This is a genomic window from Brevibacillus brevis (genome assembly GCF_022026395.1).
Classification (GTDB): Bacteria; Bacillota; Bacilli; order Brevibacillales; family Brevibacillaceae; genus Brevibacillus.
Genome location: NZ_CP041767.1, coordinates 1,788,948 through 1,810,979, shown reverse-complemented (window position 1 = coordinate 1,810,979; position 22,032 = coordinate 1,788,948). Strand labels below are relative to the sequence as shown.

Sequence of the window (22,032 nt, the reverse complement as noted above, 5' to 3'; positions counted from 1 at the left end):
TGACATGGTGATCGCGCTAGTTGTGCTGGTCGTTCTTTTGCTCGTCGTGATTGCGACTCAATACCGAGCTTACCGGGCTAGAAGCTCCAGCCTGGAACTGATTCACCACAAATTAAAGGACATTATCGAGGGTGGCACAAGCGAAAAGCTGCTTGTTTTTACGGACGATCGCGCATTGATACCGGTCTTGATCGAAATCAATCATTTGCTGGAGCACAACCAGCAAAGAGCGGCGAATTTCCTGAAGATGGAGCAGTCGATGCGGAAAATGATCTCGAACATATCGCACGATTTGAAGACGCCACTTACCGTTGTACTTGGTTATATCGAAACGATCAATCTGGATCCGGACATGGACGCAGCGAAACAAAAGGTTCTATTGTCCAAGGTGCACGCCAAGGCCAACGAGGTGCTGCAGCTCATCCGACAGTTTTTTGATTTGGCGAGACTGGAGTCAGGGGACGAGCCGATGCCCCTTTCTCGGATCCACATGAACGATATTTGCGAAAAAAATATACTCGCATTTTATGACACGCTGACGGTCAAAGGCTTTGAGGTCGCGATTGAGATCCCGGACAAGCCAATGTATGCGTGGGGGAACGAGGAAGCGCTGGACCGCACCCTGAACAATTTGATCGCCAATGCGATTCAGCATGGCGGAGAGGCGATGGTGGTCGGATTAACATTGCGCGGAGACGACGAGTTTGTATATGTGGACGTATGGGATCGGGGCAAAGGGATCCACGAGCTGCATCAGGACCGGGTGTTCGAGCGGATGTACACGCTGGAGGACTCCCGTAACAAATCGTATCAGGGCAGCGGTCTCGGGCTGACAATTACGAAAAGGCTGATCGAAGCTCAAGGAGGGACGATCCGCATCCATAGCAAGCCGTACGAAAAAACAGTGTTTACCGTCAGACTGAAGCGAATCGCATTCGGGGCTTAAGGAATTTGTAAGAATCAGGTAAGGAAAAAGCAAAATTCGATGCTTACGATAGAGCTTGTAACGAACGAAGGGGGCATCGAACGATGACGTATATCGTAAGAACGAATCAACTGACTCGTGCTTACATGGGTAAGGAAGTTGTTTCGAACGTCAATATGAACATCAAGCAAGGCGAAATATACGGCATGCTTGGTCCAAACGGTGCGGGCAAAACAACGGTCATGAAAATGATCACGAACCTGGTGAAGCCGACGGAAGGTGAGATCGAAATTTTCGGTGAGCGGCTGACTGATACGTCGTACCGACTGCTGGGGCGAATGGGCACGATCATCGAAAACCCGATCTTTTACGAAAAGCTGACGGCCCGTGAAAACCTGGAGCTGCATTGCGAATATATGGGCTACCATGACCCAAAGGCGATTGATGAGGCGCTTGAGCTGGTCAATCTGAAAGGGATCGACAAGAAAGCGGTAAAGGAATTTTCGCTGGGGATGAAGCAACGGCTCGGCATCGCGCGGGCGATCACGACCAAGCCGGAGCTGCTGATTCTCGATGAGCCGACGAATGGTCTCGATCCTGTAGGAATCAAGGGGCTTCGCGATCTGTTCAAAATGCTGTGCAAGCAATATGGGACCACGATTCTCATTTCTAGCCATATACTTGGGGAAGTGGAGCTGGTCGCTGACACGATCGCCGTCATGAACGGCGGCAAGCTGCTGCAGGAAGTTTCGATGGACTATATCGTCAAGCAAACACAGGAGTATATCGAAATCACGACGAACGACAGTAGGAAAGCGGCCTACGTGCTTGAAAACTATTTGCAAATATCCAATGTCCGCGTCACCGACGATGGCCAAATCCGCATTTACGATAGCCGTATTCCGCAAAGCGAGCTGATGAAGACTTTGGTGCTGCACGATGTCAAGATCGAAGCGGTTCATAAGAAAAAAGGGTCACTTGAGGATTATTTCCTGTCCATTCTGAATGGGGGTGGCGTCGGTGTTTAAGCTCATGAAGCTCGAAATGCGCAAGTTTCGGATCGGGTCTTATATTCGGGCAGCGATGATCGCCAACGTCGTGATCTTAAGTCTAATTTGCTTTATCAGCCTTGACTCGAAAATTACAGAAAAGATGCCTTTTACGAGCTACGATATGGCGTTCTCCGTCATTGATACACTCATTCGGGGAACGTACATTGTGTTCGCGTCAGTGCTCATTTCCCGGCTTGTCATTAACGAGTTCCGCAACAAATCGATCACGGTACTGTTCATGTACCCGATCAATCGCAAAAAGCTCATCGCAGCCAAGCTGCTCGTCGTCGTGCTGTTTACGCTCGTTGCGGATATTGCGGCGAACCTGTTTGTTGGTGTTGGCTTTTATGTATTCAATCTGTTCGCCTCCGTTGTTCCAGAGCCTCTCTCGTGGTCCGTTGCAACCAAATCGCTGCTTGCGGTCGTGATGAGTGCGCTGGCGACCAGCTTTTTAAGCCTGATTCCTCTGAATTTCGGCATGCGCAAACATTCAGGCGCGGCTACCATCGTGTCGTCACTCATCGTCGTGATGCTCGTCTGCCAGAACGTCAACGGCTTCACCTTATATTCCATTCTTGCAGTGCCGATTGGACTGGCACTCCTCGGCGCGGCCGTCGCGTATATGTCGATTCGAAACATCGAGCATGTCGATGTGCTCAAGTAGCAGAACTGGAGGAGAAGATTAGGATCATGCGACAAGTATTGAAATGGAGCTTTTTGCTTTGCACCGCTTCTTTTGTCTTGAATGGATTGCTGTATGTGGGAACGGGAGACCGACATGTGCTGATCAGTATGCTAGGTGCTGTCGCATTAGCGGTCCTGTCCGCGAGCTGGTTGCTGTTCGCGAAGAAAAAGCAGTGAGCGGCAGGAGCATCAGGGTGAAATGAAACGAGGGCTATTATAGTGGCGGAGTTACTGCAATCGAAAGAATCATGGACGTAGAGCCAAAGGTAAAGAATTGGGGTTTCTTGGAGCTGTCGCGGCGCGACAAGCTCCTTCTTTTTTTCTAGATGCTAAAAGCTCCTGTTCCCTCCATCAGCCTTGAAGACCTGCCCACTGGCACCATCGTGGCAAGACGGCCAGCTTGGGGTCACCTCACGAAATGGAAAAAATCGTACGTTAAGGGCGAACGCCAACATTGTCGCTCACTCCAAGTACTGTATTCCAGAGAACAATGGCTGCTACTACCAAGGGTACCGGCAATATGAAAAAACTCGAGTTCCTTAGTGTATTACGATTGCGAGGCACACGAAGCTCTGTGTTGCCAAACTTCGTTTTCACCGTCTTTTTACTGTAGCCATTTCGACTATTTCCAGTATAGTCACCGTCGGAACTATGCTTGTTTTAACCTAAGTGATCATCCATTTCAGCTTAAAAGAACTGCTGGATCGTGTCACGAAACAGGTCCTAGACAAATGATGGCTTGTCCCATAAACGGAAATAAAGACATTCTCAAATGCGTTCAGGTTCGTTGTAATGAAACTCTATCGGAAGATTATATGGACGTTTCTGTGCCTCTTCTATAGCTTTATTAATCATGAGCTTGGCGATTTTTTTCTTCATTAAAATAGTGCTCGTAAACTATGATCGTGTCTTGGTTTTCCCACTTCATATCCTTTCCCTATTTTGTTATTTCAGTGGGTTTAAATTTGACAAACCGTTTGTGACATTTATCGAATGAACTTTCTATGTTTTTCATTCTACAGTTGGCCGGAGTCTTTTCTATTTATATGGAGAAATTTCTAGTTGCACACGACCAAAAAGGTTACTATTATGGTAGTAACCTTTTCTTGAGAGGAGCTATTGTTTTGAATCCACGTGTCTTCATCTTAGCGATTGCTACCTTTGTCGTAGGTACGGTGGAATTGATTATCGGTGGTACGCTCGATCTGATCGCTCGTGACCTTCAGGTATCAATTAGTGCCGCCGGACAATTAATCACCATTTTCTCGCTTGCCTTTGCTGTTGCCGCTCCTTTGCTCCTGCATGTTACGAGGCGTGTCGAGCGCAAAAAGCTATACTTGTTTGCATTAGCAGCCTTTTTCCTGAGCAATGTACTTGCGGCACTTAGTCCGAGCTACGCCGTATTAATGACAGCACGTATCTTGAGTGCAGCAAGTAGTTCCATCCTGATTGTGCTGTCGATTACCATTGCAACGAGTCTTGTGGAACCTGCTTACCGTGGTCGCGCCATTGGCGTTATTTTCATGGGGATTAGCGGTTCGCTTGTACTCGGCGTCCCTGTCGGACTGGCTCTGGGGAATGCCTTCGGATGGCGTGCCCCGTTTTGGCTGATTGCGGCTCTGAGTATCGTTGCGATGATTTTTATCCTCATGTTTTTGCCAAAAGTTCAAACTGCACCGCCGATTCCGCTGCGTGATCAAATGACTACCCTCCGTAGCGGCAAGCTATTCAGCGCCTTGTTTATCGTCATGTTAATGCTGACAGGTCACTTGACGCTGTATGCATACTTTACCCCTTATTTGCAAACGACGATGAATGTAGACGCAACGACACTGAGCTGGATTTATCTCCTGTTCGGGATTGCTGCCGTTGCAGGTGGTGGTATTGGCGGTTGGATTGCTGACAAGTGGGGAGCAACCAAGAGCATTTTGTTGATTATTCCAGTGTTCGGCTTGATCATGTGTGTCTTGCCGTTTTTTACAGGCTCGCTTTATTTGTTCTTGCCGATCATGGTCATCTGGAGTGCGCTTAGCTGGGCTATTTCGCCAGCACAGCAAAACTATTTGATCTCCTGCTCACCTGCTACTGCGGACATTCAATTAAGCCTGAATACTTCTGCCCAGCATTTAGGTATCGCCCTTGGCTCTCTGGCTGGCGGTCTCGTCGTCGAGCGATCCTCCGTTATTTACACACCATGGGTTGGAGCCGTGTTCGTACTGCTTTCGTTCGGATTTGCCTTCTACTCGATCTCACGCCCTGTTCCAGCACAGGAAAGCCAAGTGGTGCAGCCAGCGCCAGGACACCATGCATAGCGCCTCGCAAAAGCAAAAAGCCGTCAACTATTTGACGGCTTTTTCGTATCATCCTAGAATCGTTTTCGTTTTGAGCCTATTTCACTGGCAACCAAACGGTAAATCTCGTGATTCCCTGCTCGGACCAAACCTCAATTTTCCCCTTGTACTTGTGAACAACTGCATCTACGATCGTCAGACCCGTTCCGCGCCCACCACATTTTTTCTCTCTTTTCGTTGTATAGCCATTATCGAAAATACGTGCACGTTGTTCTGGCGTTATTTCCGGTCCTGTATTTTCCACTCGGAAAACAACGTGTTCTTCATCACAGCAAAAATAGATGCTGACTCGCTTTTCCCCATCCGCTAACTCAGCCGCTTCAATCGCATTATCAATAAGATTCGATAAAATTTTGATCAGATCAATGGAAGGAATGCTATCGATTGGATCAGAGCATTCTTCAAATTGCATGACGATTTGTTTGGATTTGGCCTGCTCCCATTTGGTGTGAAGCAATACCATTAAAGCAGGATTCGCAAATCTCACCGTGAGGTCCAAAAGCTTGGTTTCTTTCAGCAACGACTGCACGTAATCTCGTGCTTTTGGATAATATCCGCATTCGATCAAACCGTAGAGCACTTGCATGTGATTGACGAAATCATGGCGTATGGAGCGCATCGAGCAAATGACTGAGCGCAATTCTTCCTGGTAGGTTTCTTCCGTCTCGCCAACTGCTGCCTTGATGGCGCGTTGGTACCAGCGTTCCATGCAAAGAACCAGAAAGATCAGTACGACGACAAACAAACCTTGAATCGCAAAAACAGGAATGCTGCTACGAACGACATCGTTTCCAATGTCCTCGATGATGGCTACGTCCGTATCTACTCCGATGATTCCGATGATTTTTCCTTCTCTATCTCTAAGCGGCGCGCCCGCAGACATGTAGACCCCGTAATCTGGATCTCTGATAATCTCTGAGTAGTACGCTGATGATCCTTCGTAAATCGTTTGAATGTGCTCAGAAGATAGAACAATAGGATTACCGATATCAAAATTTTGCTTCGCATTTGGCGGCCTTGCGACGATCATTGTGCGACCACTTTGCCTGTCTTCGCTGACTTGAATCGTGTATAAATACAGCAAACCGAACTGCTCACGAGCTTGATTCAATTGCTGTTCGATTCGTTTATAGGCGGGGGTCTCTTTTACCGGATTTCGTAAAAACTCTTGGTACGCGTCAACATCTAGACTGTCTGCTACTGTAGAAGCAGCTTTCATGCTTTGATTCGCAATGGAGAGTCGGACGGATTGAATCGTATTGAAATAGGAAATCGCGATGCTTACACAAGTCAAGATCAAAACAAGGATGCCAGAAACGAGCATAATGACTAGAACTCTGGGATTTTTCGGGTGTGTACTCGTCATAATCTCCTCAATCCATCTGTTCAAAAAGTCGTCTTTTGATTACGCAGTTATACTAAAAACACGACTTTTTGAACATGTCTCTCTAATATTTTAGAGATTTCTACTGGAAATGTCTACATAATATGAATTTCGCTTCATTATAGTTCTCGAAATCATACATTGAATTATGATTCGGAATATTTTTATAATAAGACGAATACGAAATACCAATCTCTTTCCCTAGGAAAAAGGAGTGGGTTCGATGGAAGAAAAACTGTTTGCCCGGCTACAGGAGATTTATCCAGAGCTTGTTACATTCAGACGTGATTTGCATATGTATCCCGAGCTTTCCTTTCAGGAGGAAAACACAGCGAAGAAAGTAGCAGACAAGCTGGCTTCTTTTGGTATAGAAGTACAAACCGGTGTTGGCGGCATGGGTGTTGTCGGTCTCTTGCGGGGTGGAAAGCCAGGAAAAACAGTTGCGTTGCGCGCTGACTTCGATGCCTTGCCCATTCAAGATGAAAAAGAAGTACCGTATAAGTCCCGCATTCCAGGAGTCATGCACGCGTGCGGTCACGATATACATACCTCCGGACTTTTGGGAGTCGCACAAGTGTTGAGCGAGTTCCGTGACGAGCTCCCAGGAAATGTGGTATTCCTGCATCAGTTCGCGGAAGAGCTGCCACCCGGTGGCGCCAAAGCCATGGTGGAGGCGGGTTGCCTCGAAGGTGTTGATGTCGTGTATGGCGCGCACGTTGCCTCCGAGCTCCCCGTAGGCACTGTCGGGATCGGAGATGGCTACATTACAGCAGCAGCAGACAGCTTTGAGATCGTCTTGTACGGAAAAGGCGGACACGGTGCTTATCCTCATACCTCCGTTGATCCAATCGTATTGGGCAGTCAGGTTGTTATGAATTTGCAGCAGATTGCCAGCCGGCAGGTAGATCCGCTGAAACAAGTCGTTCTGTCTGTTTGCTCCTTCGTAGGCGGGGGCGAAGCGTTCAACGTCATTCCTGATCAAGTGAGGCTCAAGGGGACTGTTCGCACATATGACGAGGAAGTGAGGGGCGCGGTCGAGCAATCTCTTAAACGTATCGTGGAAGCCAGCTGCCAGGCTGTCGGCGCTACTTGCGAAATCATGTACCAACGCGGCTACCCAGCTACTTGGAACGATGAGACAGAGACTCCGCTGCTTACAGCAGAAGCCAAACGCATTTTTGGTGAGGAGCGCGTATTGAAAATCCCACCTGGCATGGGCGGAGAGGATTTTGCTTACTTTGCCCAAGAGCGCCCCGCTACCTTCTTCATGGTTGGTGGACGCAACCCGGAGATTTCGGCGACGTATCCGCATCATCATCCCAAATTCGATGTCGATGAGCGCTCCATGATTCAAACTGGTCAGTTGTTCATTGCAGCGTTGCTTGCCTATCAGGCACGCCAGCAATAAGCGGAAAAAGTCTAAAGGCAAGGGCCTCATGCTCCTTGCCTTTCATTTTTGTCCGCCGTATTCACACCTCATGTCCAACTATCCAGTCCAGTCTTCGACTCTGGATACGGGCAGGGATCGTTTTTAGCAGGAAATGACGAGCCGCGATGGCCAGCGGATTTTCCCATTGGGTGACAGCCCCCATCAAGCGGGAACCTTTCACAATCGCATTCGCCCGCTTCTTCCGTATCTCTTCATACATGCGCAAAGCGCGAGCCGAGTCCGTGTGGTCATCTGCCAAGCATCTGGCTAGCACAAGCGCATCTTCCATTCCCTGCCCCGCCCCTTGCCCCAGATTCGGCAGCATCGGATGTGCCGCATCGCCCACTAATGTAACCCGGCCCTCACCCCATCTCCTGAGTGGTGTACGGTCGTAAATATCATGCCGCAAGATGGCTGCATCCTCTGTCGCCTCAATCACTGCACGTACTGGCTCATACCAGCCGTCCAGTCGGCGCAACGTCTCTTGCTTCCGGCCCGATGGCCCATCTTTTTCTCCCTCAGGTGCATTGATGGCGGCAAACCAATGTATTCGATTGTTGCCAATATGGGAAAATCCGAAACGAATTCCCTTGCCCCATGCTTCAAAGCCTCCTCCTGATTCCAATGGATAACGAGGGTCTTGATAAGTAGCAATCCCGCGAATCGCCGTATACCCGGAGTATCTCATCGACTCTTCCCCGAACAAGCTCTTCCGTACACGGGAGTGAATCCCGTCCGCTCCGATCAGAATCGTCGCATGTGTACGTGACCCATCTGCAAAAGCGGCATGAACCCTTTCCTTTTCTTGAGAAAAAGAGACGAACTGCTTGCCTAAAACCAATTCATGCGTCGAGATTTTTGCAAAAAGTGCCTGCTGTAGATCAGCCCGATGAATCAAGTAGCTGTCAGCCCCGTACCGTTCTGCTTGTTCCGCGACAGGCAGCTCAACCAACAAATTTCCCTTCCAGTCGCGAATCCGTGCTGAGCGGACAGCTGCTCCCAGCTCGCGTACTTCCTGTCCAACCCCCAGCTTATCCAATGCCTTCATGGCATTGGCAGCCAACACGATTCCAGCACCGATGCCTTTATGCTCTTTTGCCTGCTCATAAAGCGTCACTTGCCAACTCTTTTGCTTCAAGGCAAGCGCTGATGCGAGTCCGCTCAAACCTACCCCGATGATCAGCGCGTGTTTTTCGTTGCTCATCGCCTTTTCTCCTCATTAGAAAAGATTCATACTCAAATACCGCTCCCCTGTGTCAGGCGCAATACACACGACCCGCTTACCCACTCCCAACCTTTTGGCAATCGTGATGGCAGCAAAGACCGAGGCACCCGATGAAGGGCCGACGAGAATCCCTTCCAGGGCTGCCAGCTGCCTCATGCTTTGTAGGGCGTCTTCGTCCGCGATTTGAATAATTTCATTATAAATGCTTGTATTGAGGATTTGTGGAACAAAACCAGGGCTCGTGCCGACCAGTTTATGTGGACCAGGCTTGCCGCCAGACAGAACCGGGGAGCCTTTTGGTTCGACGACAGCGATATACAGCTCCGGGAGCTTTTCGCGCAACGCTTCGCCTGTTCCGGTAATCGTTCCTCCCGTCCCAGCTGTGGCGACAAAAGCATCCAGTCGACCATTCATTTGCGCAAAAATTTCCTTAGCTGTCGTCATTCGATGAATGTCAGGGTTCGCCTGATTTTCGAATTGCTGGGGAATAAAGCTGCGCGGAATCTCTTTTTGCAGCTCTTGCGCTTTGGCAATCGCCCCTGGCATCCTCAGCTCGCTCGGAGTCAAGACAACCTCTGCCCCATACGCTTTCAATAGATTGATCCGTTCCTTCGACATATTGTCAGGCATGACCAAAATCGCGCGATAGCCTTTTGCTGCGGCATTCATCGCCAAGCCGATCCCAGTATTTCCGCTCGTCGGCTCTATGATCGTATCCCCCGGTTGGATCAGCCCCGCTTGCTCAGCCGTCAAAATCAGATTGTAGGCAGCGCGGTCCTTCACACTCCCGGACGGATTGAATTTCTCCAGCTTCACAAAAACTTCCGCTGCTCCTTCAGGAACCATGCGCCTCAGTTGAACAATCGGCGTGTTTCCAATCAATTCGGTAATGTTCTGGTAGACGCTCATCGTATTCCTCCTGGAAAATATGCCTTCATGTCATTATCCCTTAGTAATACTATAAGAATAATACAATTTTTCCGACCTGAAAACGATAAGGGTGCTTAAATGAGAAAAAGCTCTCGAAGGAGAGCCTTATTCCTGTCTAAAAACCATACTTTGCTTTTGTCTGATTCAGTACATTCACCGCTTGTTGATACAGACCGTTAGCGGTTTCTTTCACTTTTGCTTGTCCGCTTTTGTCTACCGAGCCTTGGCGCTGCTTCGCCTGCGCGATTGAATCAGTCGCCGTCTTGATAGCCGCGAGGACTGCTTTTTCCCGTTTCTCGGCATCCGGTACGCTCGCTTTGATTTCCGCCCAAATCGTTTGGATGTCCTTCATGTCGGTCTCCATGATGGCGATCATTTCCTGCATGTTTTTGTTTTTATCCTGGATCGAGCCATCCATCGTGTTCATCCCATCGACCAACACCTTCATACTGCCCAGCGTTCCTTGCATGACCTCGAATTCCATCTTGCTCAAGCCTGGCTGCGTCGAATAGGTACGAATCTCTTCCAACAGTCTTTGTAGCTCCGCTATTTGATCGTTTGAAAACTGCGCTTCATCCGTAAATTGCAGCTCGTCCAAATACTTTGCCGTTTCAATCAGATCAGCTTCCAGCTTTCCTGTCTGTTCTACTTTTTTGGCGAAATCGACACGCTCTTTTTCTTTGGCTCTTTGTTCTGCTACTTCCTTCTTTTTTACTTCCGCTTCCTCGTTGATGCGCTTGGTTAATGACGCCAATTTGCTTTCGTACGCGCTTTTGTTTGTGGCAACAAGACTCGTCTGTTCCTTATTTTCTTCCATAAGCAGGCCGTTAAATTGGAGCTCGTCACCGTTCACTGTGCCGATGATATCCTGACCAGTTGCCGGATTTTTGAGTGTTAGCTGTTCCCCATCCAGCGTTCCCTCCAGCAAGATCGACTCGGTTTTCAGAAAGGGGATGCTGTCTTCCGTTTCGACGATGGAATCTGCTATTTCTACGTTTACTTTCTCGTTATTTACCGTGACACTCGTGTATAGCATGCGTGTATCGTCTTCGTACAAATACCCTTCCGCCAGTGTCACAGGACCAAGGAAACGATAGCCTGCGTATCCCAGCAATGCGACGATGACCAGAGCCATTACGATCATGATGCTTTTGTTTTTTCCCTTCATGCTGCTGCGACCCCTTTACCCACAAATTCTATTACGTTTGACCTGTTTTCCTGCCAAAACGTGCCATAGTTTTATGATACATGAATCGCGGGGGAAAACCCTATGAGTCTAAAGGCCAAAACAAGATTAATAGAACGTATTACCAAAATCGTGACTGAAATCGAGTGTTTGACCTTCTTCGATTGTAATCGTGGAGAGTTCATATTTTAAATGTAATAGACTAATCCTTACAAATGAATCCCAATTTCTGATGTAAGGTTTCAATATACTTGTGAAATATTCATCAATAGGCTCATTAATATTGCGAGTGGTTTGTGCTGATACGACCAAGATGTGATATTCTCCAGCCGGTAAGTTACCAACCTCGTAATTTCCATATCCATTTGCTTTTGCAGCAAATAATCCCACGTTTTTTTTTGGTACTGTACCTATTGCAAATATACTCTCTTCATCATCAGTGAGCGTATTCTTATCATAACCTTTAGAAATGAGTAGAATCCTTGCATTCACATCCGGCTTCGTCCCAACAAAATCGTTATACTGCCAAGTAATCGTACCCTTGAGCGATCCCATTTGGGTAGGAATTGCTGGTTGTGCTACTTGTCCTACGACATTATTTTGTTGGCCTACTGTTTCAACCGGATAAGCTGCCGGCATCGCCACGTCCGTTGTACTTTTCCCCTCCGACGATACAGCTACAGCATTTGACTGCTGATTTGTGCCCGCTTCCTGACCTGTAGACACTGGATTTACGGGTGCAGGCTGATTCGTTTCCTTTTTTGCTACGGGTCTCGATCCTAGCAGATCATCAAGGTTTTTCCCAGATAAATAGAAAATAGCACCGCTAGCAATTCCGAGGATGATGGCAATTACCAATAAAAAAGTAAGGAGTTCTTTGAAAAATCCGGGCTTCTTCGCTGCTTTTGCTGTTTTGGCCTCTGCCATGGTACCCCTCCGTCTGTCTCTCTATCATGATATGTGAAGATTTTTCCAATCAATATTTTACCAATAGATAGAATCTAGGTCTAGGCTCCTATGACTCGCACTGCACAGGAAACAGAAAAAAGCCGATGTCTACCAAACATCGGCTTCTCGTACTATCATTCCGTTATACTTCAACCATTTCACGCTCGGACGGATAATACATGCCTGCAGCACCGAGCACGCCTGCTTCCGCTCCGATTGTAGTCAACTGGATGCTCGCCTGATTTGCCATCCGAGAGATAGAGCGCTCGCGAATGACGTTCTTCGCTTCTGCAAGCAATAGCTGTCCGTTCTTCATCACACCGCCACCAATGACAATCACCTGCGGATTGAACAGATGGATCAGATTCGTCAGTCCGACCCCTAGATAATAGCCTGCTTCCTTCATCAAGGTCATGCTGAGCAAGTCACCACGTACCGCTGCCTCTCCGACCTCTCTAGCCGTTATCCTGCTCAGGTCATTCCCATTTTCAACAAGCAATGAGCTTGTAACACCCTGTAGAAGCTGTTCCCTGGCTCTACTTGCCAAAGCCAGCCCAGACGTGTAATTTTCCAGGCACCCTCTATTCCCGCACGCGCACAGCGGTCCTTCTGGATCAAGCGAAATATGCCCGAACTCCCCGGCACTGTCGCCAACACCTGTAACCAGCCGTCCTCCACTAATAATGCCGGCACCAACACCCGTACTGACCGTTACATAGATCAAGTCTTTCGTGCCTCGTGCACTTCCAAACGCCCATTCTGCTACCGCTGCTGCATTGGCATCATTGATCAATTGCACGGTTACGCCAAACCGCTCCTGAAGCATCGCGCCGATCGGCACATCGCTCCAGTTTAGATTGCTCGCAAAAATGACCATTTGACGCTGCGTATCAATAATTCCGGCAGTTGCAATCCCGATCCCGCGAATGCGTGAGAGATTGATGCCACTCTCGTCTAGTACCGTCTGCACCAAATCACCGATACGGCAGATGACTGCCTGTGCTGCCTCTTCTGTTGGGGTCGCTGCGTTCGCCTGACTGAGGATGTTGCCATGCTGGTCGACGATCGCGGCCATGATCTTTGTACCACCCAGATCAATCCCGATGGCATATGGTTTGTCTTGATTCATCTTCCGCTTCACATCCTTGTTGTCCATTCACGATTGAAAAATGGCTTCCAACGCTTGAGACGTATGCGAGATCAATTGCTCAGGGAACTGGCTGTAAGGTGAGATTTCCGGGATGATGTAGCCGTCGTACCCGATTTCACGCAATGCTTCCACCACGCGGTTCCATGGGATATCGCCAGCGAGCAGTGGGACGAAACCTGTGATGTTGCCTGTCGTCGTCTTGAAATCTTTGACGTGAATTGCTTGGATTCTCTTGCCCAAAATGCGAATCCATTGCTCAGGAAAACCGAATTGCAGCACGTTGCCTACGTCAAAGTAAGCGCCTACCCAAGGACTGTCTACTTCATCGATCAAGCGGGCCATCTCCAGTGGACTGAGCAAAAACTTGTTCCACACGTTTTCTATCCCGATGTATACCTGATGCTGCTCCGCCTTTTTCGCCAAGCGCCGCAATGCTTCACACGCCCGCTCGTAGGCCGTATCATACGACACTTCTGCCGTTACGAGACCTGGGACCACGAGAACGGTCCGTGAGCCAAAAATGCTTGCCGCCTCTATCATTTTCTCGACAACACGAATACCTTGCTCGCGAATCGTTTCCTCATTGTGTGTCAACGGATATTTCCATAAAAGGGCCGTAGAGACGCTTGGCAGCTCCAATCCGAGCTCACGAGCCTCGTCTGCCAGCCCCTTTAATTCCTGTTCTGTCATCTCTAAATGAAAGGGAGCCTCTCCCTCGTCCAAATTCAATTCTATCCCTTGATAGCCATGTGCTTTCGCCTGGCGAAACATTTCTTGTACGCTCGTTTCCTTTGGGAAGCACCAAGCATTGATTCCCTTTTGAAAAGCCATTCGCCTCACTCCCCTTTTCTCAAAATGGTGACCGGCTTTCCTTCTTGTGCCGATTGATTCGCTGCCAACGTTACTTCTAGCGTCTTTCTCGCTGATTCATACGGCGACAGAATCAAGCTGCGATCCCCTGTCAAAATCGCGGTGATAAACGCCCGATCTTGCTCCACGTACATATCCACTGCGCTCGCTTTTGTACGTGTTCCCTGCTCATCCATGATCGCTAATTGCTTTCCGTCAATCATGACACGGAAATCTTTGCCCAAAATTTCTACATTGGTACGGTGATCCGGTTGGATGAAGCACGTATCCAAATGTCCTAGCGCCCCTGACTGAAACACCATACTGATGGAAGTCACGTCTGGAATATCGATGTTTGGAATGTCGCGCGAGACGAGCAAGGCCATCTGCGCATAGACCTTCTCGATATCTCCAGCCAAATACCGCATCATGTCCAGCGTATGTGTCGCCTGCTCGACAAGCTGTCCACCTGACTTGCCCATTTCCCTCCACCAAGTTGTCGTGACGAACTTGGTCAAATAATGGCCGCGGACAAGAGCAATCGACTTGCCTTCCAAGTACTCTTTCGCTTCCTGCACGATATCGAGATAGCGCAGGCAATAGCCAGTCGCGGTGATAATCCCTGCCTTTTCAATCGCTGCTTGCTTTTCGTTCACTTTCTGTATATCCAGCCCAATTGGCTTTTCCACAAACAGATGAATCCCTTTCGCCGCCGCTGTTTCCTCAATCTCTTCATGCGCAAAAGGTGGGACGCATACAAACAAAGCATCCAGCTTTTCTGCCTCTACCAGCTCACGCCAAGAGGTGTAGCCATGCGCACCAATGCGCTCAGCAGTCTCTGCTACCGTCTCTTGGTTCACGTCGCACACTGCAACGACCTTTACCCTCTCGTCCGTCAACAAGCCTTTTAGATGATGCTGTCCGATTCCACCTACGCCGATCATGCCTACACGTACACTCATGCGTTCCTCACCGTCCTACCGTAATACGACTGGTTGCTTCTGTTCAGCGGATTGATAAGCGGCGAGTGCTACTTCCACAGCTCGCAAGCCGTCTTCACCCGTAATCGACGGCGCTTTCTTTTCACGCACGCTGGTGACGAAATCCTTGACCAATTGACTGTCCATGTCATCGCCCCAGTTGACCCACTTCAAACCTTTTTCATTGGAATAGACATCCAGCTTTTGAGAAAAAGCATCGAGTGAAATCGTTCCTTCTGTCCCGATAATTTCCATTGTCACATCTCCCCAAGTTGGGAAGGCCTTGTTCCGAGACCAGCTGCAATCGAGTGTGGCAAATACCCCATTCTCAAATTCCATGGTCAAAATGCCGCAATCATCAATCGGCGTATCGGAAAACTTGCTGTCTACCTCGGCATAAACCTCACGCACTTCAGAGTCCATGAACCAGCGCATCAAATCAACAACGTGAACCGTGTGATCGATCACTGCTCCTCCGCCCGATTTTTCCGGATCGACGAACCAACCACCCGGATTTTGTCCACGGTTCGTACCCCGGATCGCCATGATACGTCCGACCTTGCCTTGCTCCACCAATTGCTTTGCACGAACAACAGCCGGATGGAATCGCACTGGGAATGCCGTCTGCAAGATGACACCCTGTTCGCGGCAAAAGTCGATCATCTCTTGAGCAGCCTCGGCTGTTGTCGCCAGCGGTTTTTCGCACAGGATGTGCTTGCCTGCCTTCGCTGCCGCTAACGTATGCTCTTGGTGCTTGGCGTTTTCCGAAGTGACGATGACCGCATCGATATCCGTTGCGAGCAACTCATGATAATCAGCGAAAAACGGAACGCCAAACTTCTCAGCCGCCGCCTTTCCACGCACTTCATCCTCATCTGCTACCCCGACCAATTGAACTCCATCTAATTTCGCAACCGCATTTGCATAGCTGTATGCATGCATATGTGCAACACTGATGATTCCGAGTTTCATGTCCAGTCCCCTCCTACACCAAAGTTACGGGTTTGCCCGTTTCGATTGACACAAGCGCAGCACGAGCGATTTCTACCGCTTTAACGGCGTCTTCTGCCGTCACGAGTGGCTCCAGATCACGGTCGATGCATTCGATGAAATGCTTCAGTTCTCTGAAATACGGGTTTTCACGCAACGGACTCTCCGGAACTGCGACTCCGCTCATGCCTGCTTGCTTCGAGCGATTAACCGCCACTAGCGGTTTTTCCTTCGAGCTGTCGTAGGCAATGATGCCTTCCTTGCCTGCCAGCTCCATTTTCATCGCGAAGCCTTCATGTGCCCACGAGCCTTCCACATGTGCAATCATGCCGTTCTTGAAGCGAAGCGTGACAAGTGCGTAATCCATCCGGGCAAAACCTCGACCAAGCAAGCCTTTCGCGTACACACGCTCCACATCCCCGAAGCACCAGCGCAAAAAGTCAAAATCGTGAATGATCATATCTAAAACAAGACTGCCACTGTTTTTGTAGTCGGCGTACCAATCGTTCCACGCTGTCGGGAAGATACCGCCACGGAACGTACGTGCCACACCAACGTTGCCAATCGCGCCGTCATTAACCAGCTGACGGGACTTTTCATACTCCGGGAAGAAGCGCAGGACGTGACCGACGAACAGCTTGACGTTTTTCTCCCGGCAATAATCAACGATAAAACGAGCCTCTTCCTTATCACGTGCCAACGGCTTTTCGCAAATGACATGCTTGCCTGCATCCGCAGCCTTTTTCACATAGGTTTTATGGAGATACGTAGGCAAACACACGTCTACGATATCTACCTGCGCCAGTTTTTCTAGTGCCTCTTCATAGCTCTCAAACCATTCCGTTTTTGTCTCGGCTGCCAGCTCTTTTCCTCTCTCGCTGCGGATATCGACGATCCCAACCAGCTTGACGTTTTCCATGGCAGCATACGATTTCGCGTGAACAGTCCCCATGGTTCCTGCTCCGATTACCAGAACATGATGCATAATGGTTTCACTCCTTTTTTCAAAAAATGACTATTTGGACCCAGTTAGGGTAATTCCCTCGACAAAATGCTTCTGCATGAAAATAAAGACGATGATCATCGGCCAAATGGCAAGAACGGAGCCCGCCATCAAAATCGGGTAGTTCGTCAAATTGGTGTGCTCGCCCGTCAAGTACGCCAAACCAGCGGAGAGCGGCATTTTATCCGGCGTGCTGTTGACAATCAACGGCCACATCAGGTCATTCCAAGACCACAATGCTACGAAAATGGCGAGTGCGATCAAGCCGGGCTTCGCCAGCGGCAGCATAATTCTCCAATAAATCTGAAAATGGTTGCAACCATCGAGCTTCGCCGCTTCTTCCAGTTCTTTTGGCAGCGACATGAAAAATTGGCGCAGAAGAAACGTACCAAATGCACTGAACAATCCCGGTACAATCAATGCTGTCAACGTATTCAGCCAGCCAAGCTCTTTCATGATCATAAATTGCGGGAGCAGAAACACCTGACCTGGCACCATCAAGACGGTCAAGAACAGGATGAACAAGGCGTTTCGCCCTGGAAATTCAATTCGCGCGAATGCGTAAGCTGCAAGCGAGCAAAGGAATACTTGTCCGACTACCTTGGCTACTGTTGTAATCACCGTATTCCAATAAAAGTCCAAGAACGGCAGCATCTCAAAAATATGGGTGTAATTTTCCCATTGGTACTTGGTCGGCAAAATGACCGGCGGCACCTGTGTCGATTCGCCGAGTGACTTGAGCGAAGTGAGAACCATCCAGACGAATGGCGCAATCATCACGAGAGCACCTGCAATCAACAGCAGATGAATCAACAATTTCTTGGTTGTTTTATTCCGACTCGTATAAACACTCATTCCATATCCCTCCCGTCTGTTCAGCTTTGTTTAATCATAGTGAACCCATTTTTTCTGCAACTTCATTTGAATAGCAGTGACGATCAGAATCATCACCAGAAGCACGACGGCAACTGCGGCCGCATAGCCACCGTTCCCTGATTCAAATCCATTGGTAAAGAACAAGTACGCCATCGTCTGTGTTTGCTCTGTTGCCGGATTGCCCATTTTGCTTCCGAGCATCAAATAAATCAGGTCAAATACTTGAAAAGCCCCAATCAAGGAAGTGATACTGACGAAAAAGATCGAAGGAGTCAACAGCGGCAACGTAATCTTAAAAAACATACGAACTGGTCCCGCGCCATCAATTTCTGCCGCTTCGTAATAGCTTCTCGGGATGCCTTGCAGTCCGGCCAGAAAAATCACCATGTTGTATCCGATGGAGCTCCAAACGGCAACGATAATCACCGCATACAGTGCAATGGCGGGATCAGATATCCAGCGTGGTCCCTCAATGCCTATCATGCTCAGCAAATAATTGATCAGACCGTAATCAGCGTTGTACAACCATCTCCACACCATCGCCACCGCTGCCGCCATCGTCACAACGGGCAGGAAGTACAGGGTGCGATAAATCGTAATCCCCTTAATTTTCTGATTAAGCAGCACAGCGATAAAAATGGAGATAGCGATACCTACTGGAACTGCGATTACTGTATAAATCAGCGTGTTTTTCAGTGCAATCCACAAGTAAGGATCCTTTAACAACAACTCGTAATTATGTAAGCCAGCCCACTTGTACTTTCCGAATCCTCCCCATTTGGTAAAGCTCAAATAAATGGTTTGTACAATCGGCCATAAGTAGAAAACACCCAACCCGATCAGTGTGGGAGCAATCATGAGATACGCCCAGAACCAATCACTTCTCTTCATGCGATTCAACGATTTTTTCGTTTTTGGCTGGACGGCGGCGTGCATTTCAGGCTGCAACTGGCTGCTCATCGCATTCATTCCCTCCTTACAGAAGCTTTTCGAAAAAGGATGGCCTCGCCTCGTCCATGATGCGAAGCCATCCATCGTGGACCTTTTATTCTTGGCTAAGCATTTCGTTCATTTTTTGCGCCAGCTCTTTGGATGCATCCTCTACGCTCATTTGTCCAGCCCAAGCCTTCGTCATGAGCTCTGTTTCCAGCTTGGCCCATTTTGCTGTGTCCTTTGAGATCGGATATGGTTTCGCCATTGCTGCCTGATCAATAAAAATTTTCAGTTGAAAGTTCGGCATGGATTGTACCCAAGTATCCTGTGTTCCGTTAAATGCCGGAATCGCAGCACCCGATTTGGCCAGGATTTCTGCCGCTTCTTTCGAGCCCAAGAATTTTACGAATTCCCATGCTTCCTTCGGATGTTTGGTATTAGCCGAAATCACGTTGCCCAAGCCATGAATGACGCTTGTGTTCTCTTTTCCTTTTGGAAGATACGTCACGTCCACTTTGTCCTTTGTATACTCATTTTTATGAAAAGCGGATGCCATCCATGATCCGTTGTACATCATCGCGATCTTGCCTGATTCAAACAGCTGTGTTGCCTCTGTTTCGGACAATTGCGCTGCTGTTGGCGATGCTTTTTCGTTGATCAGGTCTGTCCAAAACTTGAGGCCTTCAATCGTTTCAGGTTTGTCATAGCCGGACGTTTTCTTGTCTTCCGAAATGATATAGCCACCATTTTGATAGATCGTGTTATAGAAGCCGTCCTGTCCATAAGGAGGTGCTGCAATTCCCCAAACGCCTTTTTTCTCATCAGTCAGTTGCTTTGCTACTTCCTTTAGCTTGTTCCAATCCCAGGTTTCGTCTGGATACGGTACTTTTGCGTCGTCAAATAGCTTCTTGTTGTACCAAAGGCCAATGGTGTCGAAATCTTTCGGTAGCGCGTAGTTTTGTCCATCATAGGTGTAGAGATCAACGAGAGCTTTCGGATAATTGTTCAGATCGATGCCATCTGCCTTGATTTGATCAGTAATCGGCAAGAGCATGTCATTATCTGCGTATTTAATGATACGTGGACCATTAATCCAAAAAATGTCCGGCAAGGTGCCACCCGTTGCGGCTGCCTCCATCTTTGTCCAGTATTGCTTGTTCGGCGTTAGCTCGATCTTGATGTCAACGTTCGGGTTCTTTTCGTTAAACTTTTTCGCCATTTCCTCCATCGCAGGCATCTGGTTTTTGTCCCACAGCGCATATGTGAGCGTTACCTTTTCGCCTGAAGCAGCACTGTCAGTTGTTCCAGCTGGTGCGGAGCTCTGCCCGCCACCTGAACATCCTGCCACTGCTACCAAGAGAGCAGCCATTGCAATCGATACCAACTTCTTCATCAGAAATCCCTCCTCGATTTACGTTCTCCTCTTTTACCCCCAAAATATGGCCAAACGCAACACGCTTCCCTTTTCGACTCGCCCCCTTTCAACGATTTTTGATGGTGAAACTTTCTTTTTCCAATGACCAAATAAAGTATATAAAAAGATGTTACAAGCTGAAGTGAAAAACATCTTGTAACAAAACAGCAGCAGCAGCCTTGACCTCGAAATCAGCCCCCAACACAGTTGGACGGAATTCCAGTCCTTCGACCATCGTCCCCATCGCTTGGGCCATCACTTGTTTTTGGATGCGCTCAAACAATACTTGGTTGTCCCGGATCATTTCTCCACCCAGAATGATCAGGCTCGGATTGAACAAATTCACCAAATTCACAATGCCGATCGATAAATACGAAGCGATTTCGTCGACGATGTCTTGGCATACTTGATCCCCTTGATGCAGTGCTTGGCGGAAGACATCAAATGTGATTCTTGTCATATCTCCCTCAGCCAAATCCATGACGAGCGTTTCTTTTCCCCGTGTAACAGCGGACAGCAAGCCTGAATAAATGGCCGGCCACGCCACGTAGTTTTCCAAACAGCCGACGTTGCCGCAGTCACAGCGCATCCCACTTCGATCGACTGTCGTATGCCCGAATTCGCCTGCTCCACCTCGGCTTCCACGGAAGATGGAACCGTTTACAACGAGTCCCGAACCAACCCCTTCTCCTACGGTAACAAACAGAAGATTGTCGGCATTTAGTCCACCACCGAAGTTTTTTTCCGCCAGGGCAATTGCATTGGCATCGTTGTCGAGCCACGTCTTTAGCCCAAAACGGTCTTCTGCCATGTCCTTTAACGGAACATCATGCAAGCGCAACTTGGAATTGAAGCGGATAACCCCACTAGCTGCATCAACAATCCCTGGTGCGATGATGGAAATGCCCAGACAACGGCTGACATCATCCACCGATTGGAGAAAGTCCTGGATCGAATCCAGTACATACTGGATGATCAGGTCACTCACCAGCCCAGCTTTTACGGGATAAATTTTCTTTTGCTTTGTAGCCGCTTCCAAATTCATTTCGGCTATCGTAATCGCTGTATTCGTAATAGATACGCCAATCAAAAACTTCCCGTCTGGACAGAAGCGAACCATAATCGGCTTACGGCCACCCTTTGACTCACCTGTTCCATCTTCTGCAACCATGCCGTCACGGATCAGCTCATTGACTGCCGAGGTGACTGTAGTTGGACTAATGCCCTGCTTTTTGGCGATATCACTTCGCGAGATGGGCCCAAACTGGCGTATGGTATCGAGTATAATAAAGCGATTGAGCTCTTGGATTAGTTTCAAATCTCCAGTTCTGCGCATCGTATTCGTTCATCCTTTATTTTTCCAATGACTTTATAAAGTGATCATACTGAAATTTGTATTTTGTGTCAATTTCGTTTTTTCTCAGATTTCGATCAACTTTTATTTACTAAAACTTGTATGAGGTGACAGGACGAGGCATTAAAGCAAACCTATGTTCCTGAAGAGCATATCGCTTTAGGCGCCTATCTCACCTTGGATTCCAATAGTTCTGGAGATTTTATAGGAGGCTACGAAGAAACGAGCACCATTTCACTAAAGAATGGAACAGCCAAGTTCGGTTACAACGGCCCATTAGCCACTCTCATCTGGAAAAACGGCGCCACCCACTATGAACTAACGTACCATTTTTATTATGAGGAAGATGTGATAGCCAGGCTTGTGGAG

At 48.5% G+C, this 22,032-nt stretch carries 20 protein-coding genes and 1 pseudogene; 6 read left to right on the top strand and 15 right to left on the bottom strand.

The features are described 5' to 3' along the window. Positions 1 to 4 precede the first annotated feature (4 nt). The 4 genes from FO446_RS09060 to FO446_RS09045 all read left to right on the top strand — a co-directional run bounded on the left by FO446_RS09060 (position 5) and on the right by FO446_RS09045 (position 2,838). Complete coding sequence (locus FO446_RS09060; protein ID WP_173608569.1) at positions 5 to 946, top strand: sensor histidine kinase; 942 nt, start codon at positions 5 to 7, stop codon at positions 944 to 946. An 83-nt stretch (positions 947 to 1,029) separates the two neighbouring features. Then, entirely contained in the window at positions 1,030 to 1,953 is a 924-nt protein-coding gene (locus FO446_RS09055; RefSeq protein ID WP_237900432.1) for an ABC transporter ATP-binding protein, read from the top strand. Next, on the top strand, positions 1,946 to 2,641 hold the full coding sequence (locus FO446_RS09050; protein ID WP_229087991.1) for an ABC transporter permease: 696 nt from the start codon (positions 1,946 to 1,948) through the stop codon (positions 2,639 to 2,641). Before FO446_RS09055 ends, FO446_RS09050 begins: the two co-directional genes overlap by 8 nt. A 26-nt stretch (positions 2,642 to 2,667) precedes the next feature. Next, positions 2,668 to 2,838, top strand: coding sequence for an LPXTG cell wall anchor domain-containing protein (locus tag FO446_RS09045; protein ID WP_221867764.1), 171 nt, complete (start codon positions 2,668 to 2,670; stop codon positions 2,836 to 2,838). A 369-nt stretch (positions 2,839 to 3,207) separates the two neighbouring features. On the opposite strand, the pseudogene FO446_RS09040 reads toward FO446_RS09045, so the two are convergent. Continuing rightward, positions 3,208 to 3,384, bottom strand: a pseudogene (locus FO446_RS09040) (transposase); the annotation flags it as partial. 401 nt (positions 3,385 to 3,785) lie between these two features. Between FO446_RS09040 and FO446_RS09035 the strand changes: the two are divergent. Continuing rightward, complete coding sequence (locus FO446_RS09035; RefSeq protein WP_237900430.1) at positions 3,786 to 4,973, top strand: MFS transporter; 1,188 nt, start codon at positions 3,786 to 3,788, stop codon at positions 4,971 to 4,973. 76 nt (positions 4,974 to 5,049) lie between these two features. On the opposite strand, the gene FO446_RS09030 is transcribed toward FO446_RS09035, so the two are convergent. After that, positions 5,050 to 6,378, bottom strand: coding sequence for an ATP-binding protein (locus tag FO446_RS09030; protein ID WP_173608573.1), 1,329 nt, complete (start codon positions 6,376 to 6,378; stop codon positions 5,050 to 5,052). Between the two features lie 241 nt (positions 6,379 to 6,619). On the opposite strand from FO446_RS09030, the gene FO446_RS09025 reads away from it, so the two are divergent. Continuing rightward, a complete protein-coding gene (locus tag FO446_RS09025) occupies positions 6,620 to 7,804 on the top strand; it encodes an amidohydrolase (RefSeq protein ID WP_173608574.1) in 1,185 nt (394 codons plus the stop codon). A gap of 61 nt (positions 7,805 to 7,865) precedes the next feature. On the opposite strand, the gene FO446_RS09020 is transcribed toward FO446_RS09025, so the two are convergent. The 13 genes from FO446_RS09020 to FO446_RS08960 form a co-directional block, all read right to left on the bottom strand. After that, positions 7,866 to 9,029, bottom strand: a complete 1,164-nt coding sequence (locus tag FO446_RS09020) for an FAD-dependent monooxygenase (protein WP_237900428.1) — start codon at positions 9,027 to 9,029, stop codon at positions 7,866 to 7,868. 15 nt (positions 9,030 to 9,044) lie between these two features. After that, complete coding sequence (gene cysK / locus FO446_RS09015) at positions 9,045 to 9,959, bottom strand: cysteine synthase A (RefSeq protein WP_173608576.1); 915 nt, start codon at positions 9,957 to 9,959, stop codon at positions 9,045 to 9,047. A 136-nt stretch (positions 9,960 to 10,095) separates the two neighbouring features. Then, positions 10,096 to 11,148 carry a hypothetical protein gene (locus FO446_RS09010; RefSeq protein WP_173608577.1) on the bottom strand — a complete coding sequence of 351 codons (1,053 nt, stop codon included), beginning with the start codon at positions 11,146 to 11,148 and terminating at the stop codon, positions 10,096 to 10,098. Between the two features lie 126 nt (positions 11,149 to 11,274). Beyond that, on the bottom strand, positions 11,275 to 12,093 hold the full coding sequence (locus tag FO446_RS09005) for a hypothetical protein (protein WP_237900426.1): 819 nt from the start codon (positions 12,091 to 12,093) through the stop codon (positions 11,275 to 11,277). Between the two features lie 163 nt (positions 12,094 to 12,256). Beyond that, positions 12,257 to 13,243 carry an ROK family protein gene (locus FO446_RS09000; RefSeq protein WP_173608579.1) on the bottom strand — a complete coding sequence of 329 codons (987 nt, stop codon included), beginning with the start codon at positions 13,241 to 13,243 and terminating at the stop codon, positions 12,257 to 12,259. Positions 13,244 to 13,270: 27 nt separating this feature from the next. Beyond that, complete coding sequence (locus tag FO446_RS08995) at positions 13,271 to 14,095, bottom strand: sugar phosphate isomerase/epimerase family protein (protein WP_237900424.1); 825 nt, start codon at positions 14,093 to 14,095, stop codon at positions 13,271 to 13,273. A gap of 5 nt (positions 14,096 to 14,100) precedes the next feature. Continuing rightward, positions 14,101 to 15,075 carry a Gfo/Idh/MocA family protein gene (locus FO446_RS08990; RefSeq protein WP_237900421.1) on the bottom strand — a complete coding sequence of 325 codons (975 nt, stop codon included), beginning with the start codon at positions 15,073 to 15,075 and terminating at the stop codon, positions 14,101 to 14,103. A gap of 15 nt (positions 15,076 to 15,090) precedes the next feature. After that, positions 15,091 to 16,065, bottom strand: coding sequence for a Gfo/Idh/MocA family protein (locus tag FO446_RS08985; RefSeq protein ID WP_232774264.1), 975 nt, complete (start codon positions 16,063 to 16,065; stop codon positions 15,091 to 15,093). A gap of 13 nt (positions 16,066 to 16,078) precedes the next feature. Then, positions 16,079 to 17,068 carry a Gfo/Idh/MocA family protein gene (locus tag FO446_RS08980; protein WP_173608583.1) on the bottom strand — a complete coding sequence of 330 codons (990 nt, stop codon included), beginning with the start codon at positions 17,066 to 17,068 and terminating at the stop codon, positions 16,079 to 16,081. A 30-nt stretch (positions 17,069 to 17,098) separates the two neighbouring features. After that, positions 17,099 to 17,941 (bottom strand): carbohydrate ABC transporter permease, encoded by an 843-nt coding sequence (locus tag FO446_RS08975; RefSeq protein WP_173608584.1) that lies wholly within the window; start codon positions 17,939 to 17,941, stop codon positions 17,099 to 17,101. Between the two features lie 30 nt (positions 17,942 to 17,971). Further along, entirely contained in the window at positions 17,972 to 18,931 is a 960-nt protein-coding gene (locus FO446_RS08970) for a carbohydrate ABC transporter permease (RefSeq protein ID WP_173608585.1), read from the bottom strand. Positions 18,932 to 19,007: 76 nt separating this feature from the next. Continuing rightward, positions 19,008 to 20,288, bottom strand: a complete 1,281-nt coding sequence (locus FO446_RS08965; RefSeq protein ID WP_221867760.1) for an ABC transporter substrate-binding protein — start codon at positions 20,286 to 20,288, stop codon at positions 19,008 to 19,010. Positions 20,289 to 20,439: 151 nt separating this feature from the next. Continuing rightward, positions 20,440 to 21,645 carry an ROK family transcriptional regulator gene (locus tag FO446_RS08960; RefSeq protein WP_173608587.1) on the bottom strand — a complete coding sequence of 402 codons (1,206 nt, stop codon included), beginning with the start codon at positions 21,643 to 21,645 and terminating at the stop codon, positions 20,440 to 20,442. Positions 21,646 to 22,032: the final 387 nt, after the last annotated feature.

Bases quoted from the DNA above. Each gene is read 5' to 3' on its own strand.
- FO446_RS09060 (WP_173608569.1), top strand. From the start codon at position 5: ATGGTGATCGCGCTAGTTGTGCTGGTCGTTCTTTTGCTCGTCGTGATT.
- FO446_RS09055 (WP_237900432.1), top strand. From the start codon at position 1,030: ATGACGTATATCGTAAGAACGAATCAACTGACTCGTGCTTACATGGGT.
- FO446_RS09045 (WP_221867764.1), top strand. From the start codon at position 2,668: ATGCGACAAGTATTGAAATGGAGCTTTTTGCTTTGCACCGCTTCTTTT.
- FO446_RS09030 (WP_173608573.1), bottom strand. From the start codon at position 6,378: ATGACGAGTACACACCCGAAAAATCCCAGAGTTCTAGTCATTATGCTC.
- FO446_RS09025 (WP_173608574.1), top strand. From the start codon at position 6,620: ATGGAAGAAAAACTGTTTGCCCGGCTACAGGAGATTTATCCAGAGCTT.
- FO446_RS09020 (WP_237900428.1), bottom strand. From the start codon at position 9,029: ATGAGCAACGAAAAACACGCGCTGATCATCGGGGTAGGTTTGAGCGGA.
- cysK (WP_173608576.1), bottom strand. From the start codon at position 9,959: ATGAGCGTCTACCAGAACATTACCGAATTGATTGGAAACACGCCGATT.
- FO446_RS09010 (WP_173608577.1), bottom strand. From the start codon at position 11,148: ATGAAGGGAAAAAACAAAAGCATCATGATCGTAATGGCTCTGGTCATC.
- FO446_RS09005 (WP_237900426.1), bottom strand. From the start codon at position 12,093: ATGGCAGAGGCCAAAACAGCAAAAGCAGCGAAGAAGCCCGGATTTTTC.
- FO446_RS09000 (WP_173608579.1), bottom strand. From the start codon at position 13,243: ATGAATCAAGACAAACCATATGCCATCGGGATTGATCTGGGTGGTACA.
- FO446_RS08995 (WP_237900424.1), bottom strand. From the start codon at position 14,095: ATGGCTTTTCAAAAGGGAATCAATGCTTGGTGCTTCCCAAAGGAAACG.
- FO446_RS08990 (WP_237900421.1), bottom strand. From the start codon at position 15,075: ATGAGTGTACGTGTAGGCATGATCGGCGTAGGTGGAATCGGACAGCAT.
- FO446_RS08985 (WP_232774264.1), bottom strand. From the start codon at position 16,065: ATGAAACTCGGAATCATCAGTGTTGCACATATGCATGCATACAGCTAT.
- FO446_RS08980 (WP_173608583.1), bottom strand. From the start codon at position 17,068: ATGCATCATGTTCTGGTAATCGGAGCAGGAACCATGGGGACTGTTCAC.
- FO446_RS08975 (WP_173608584.1), bottom strand. From the start codon at position 17,941: ATGAGTGTTTATACGAGTCGGAATAAAACAACCAAGAAATTGTTGATT.
- FO446_RS08970 (WP_173608585.1), bottom strand. From the start codon at position 18,931: ATGAATGCGATGAGCAGCCAGTTGCAGCCTGAAATGCACGCCGCCGTC.
- FO446_RS08965 (WP_221867760.1), bottom strand. From the start codon at position 20,288: ATGAAGAAGTTGGTATCGATTGCAATGGCTGCTCTCTTGGTAGCAGTG.
- FO446_RS08960 (WP_173608587.1), bottom strand. From the start codon at position 21,645: ATGCGCAGAACTGGAGATTTGAAACTAATCCAAGAGCTCAATCGCTTT.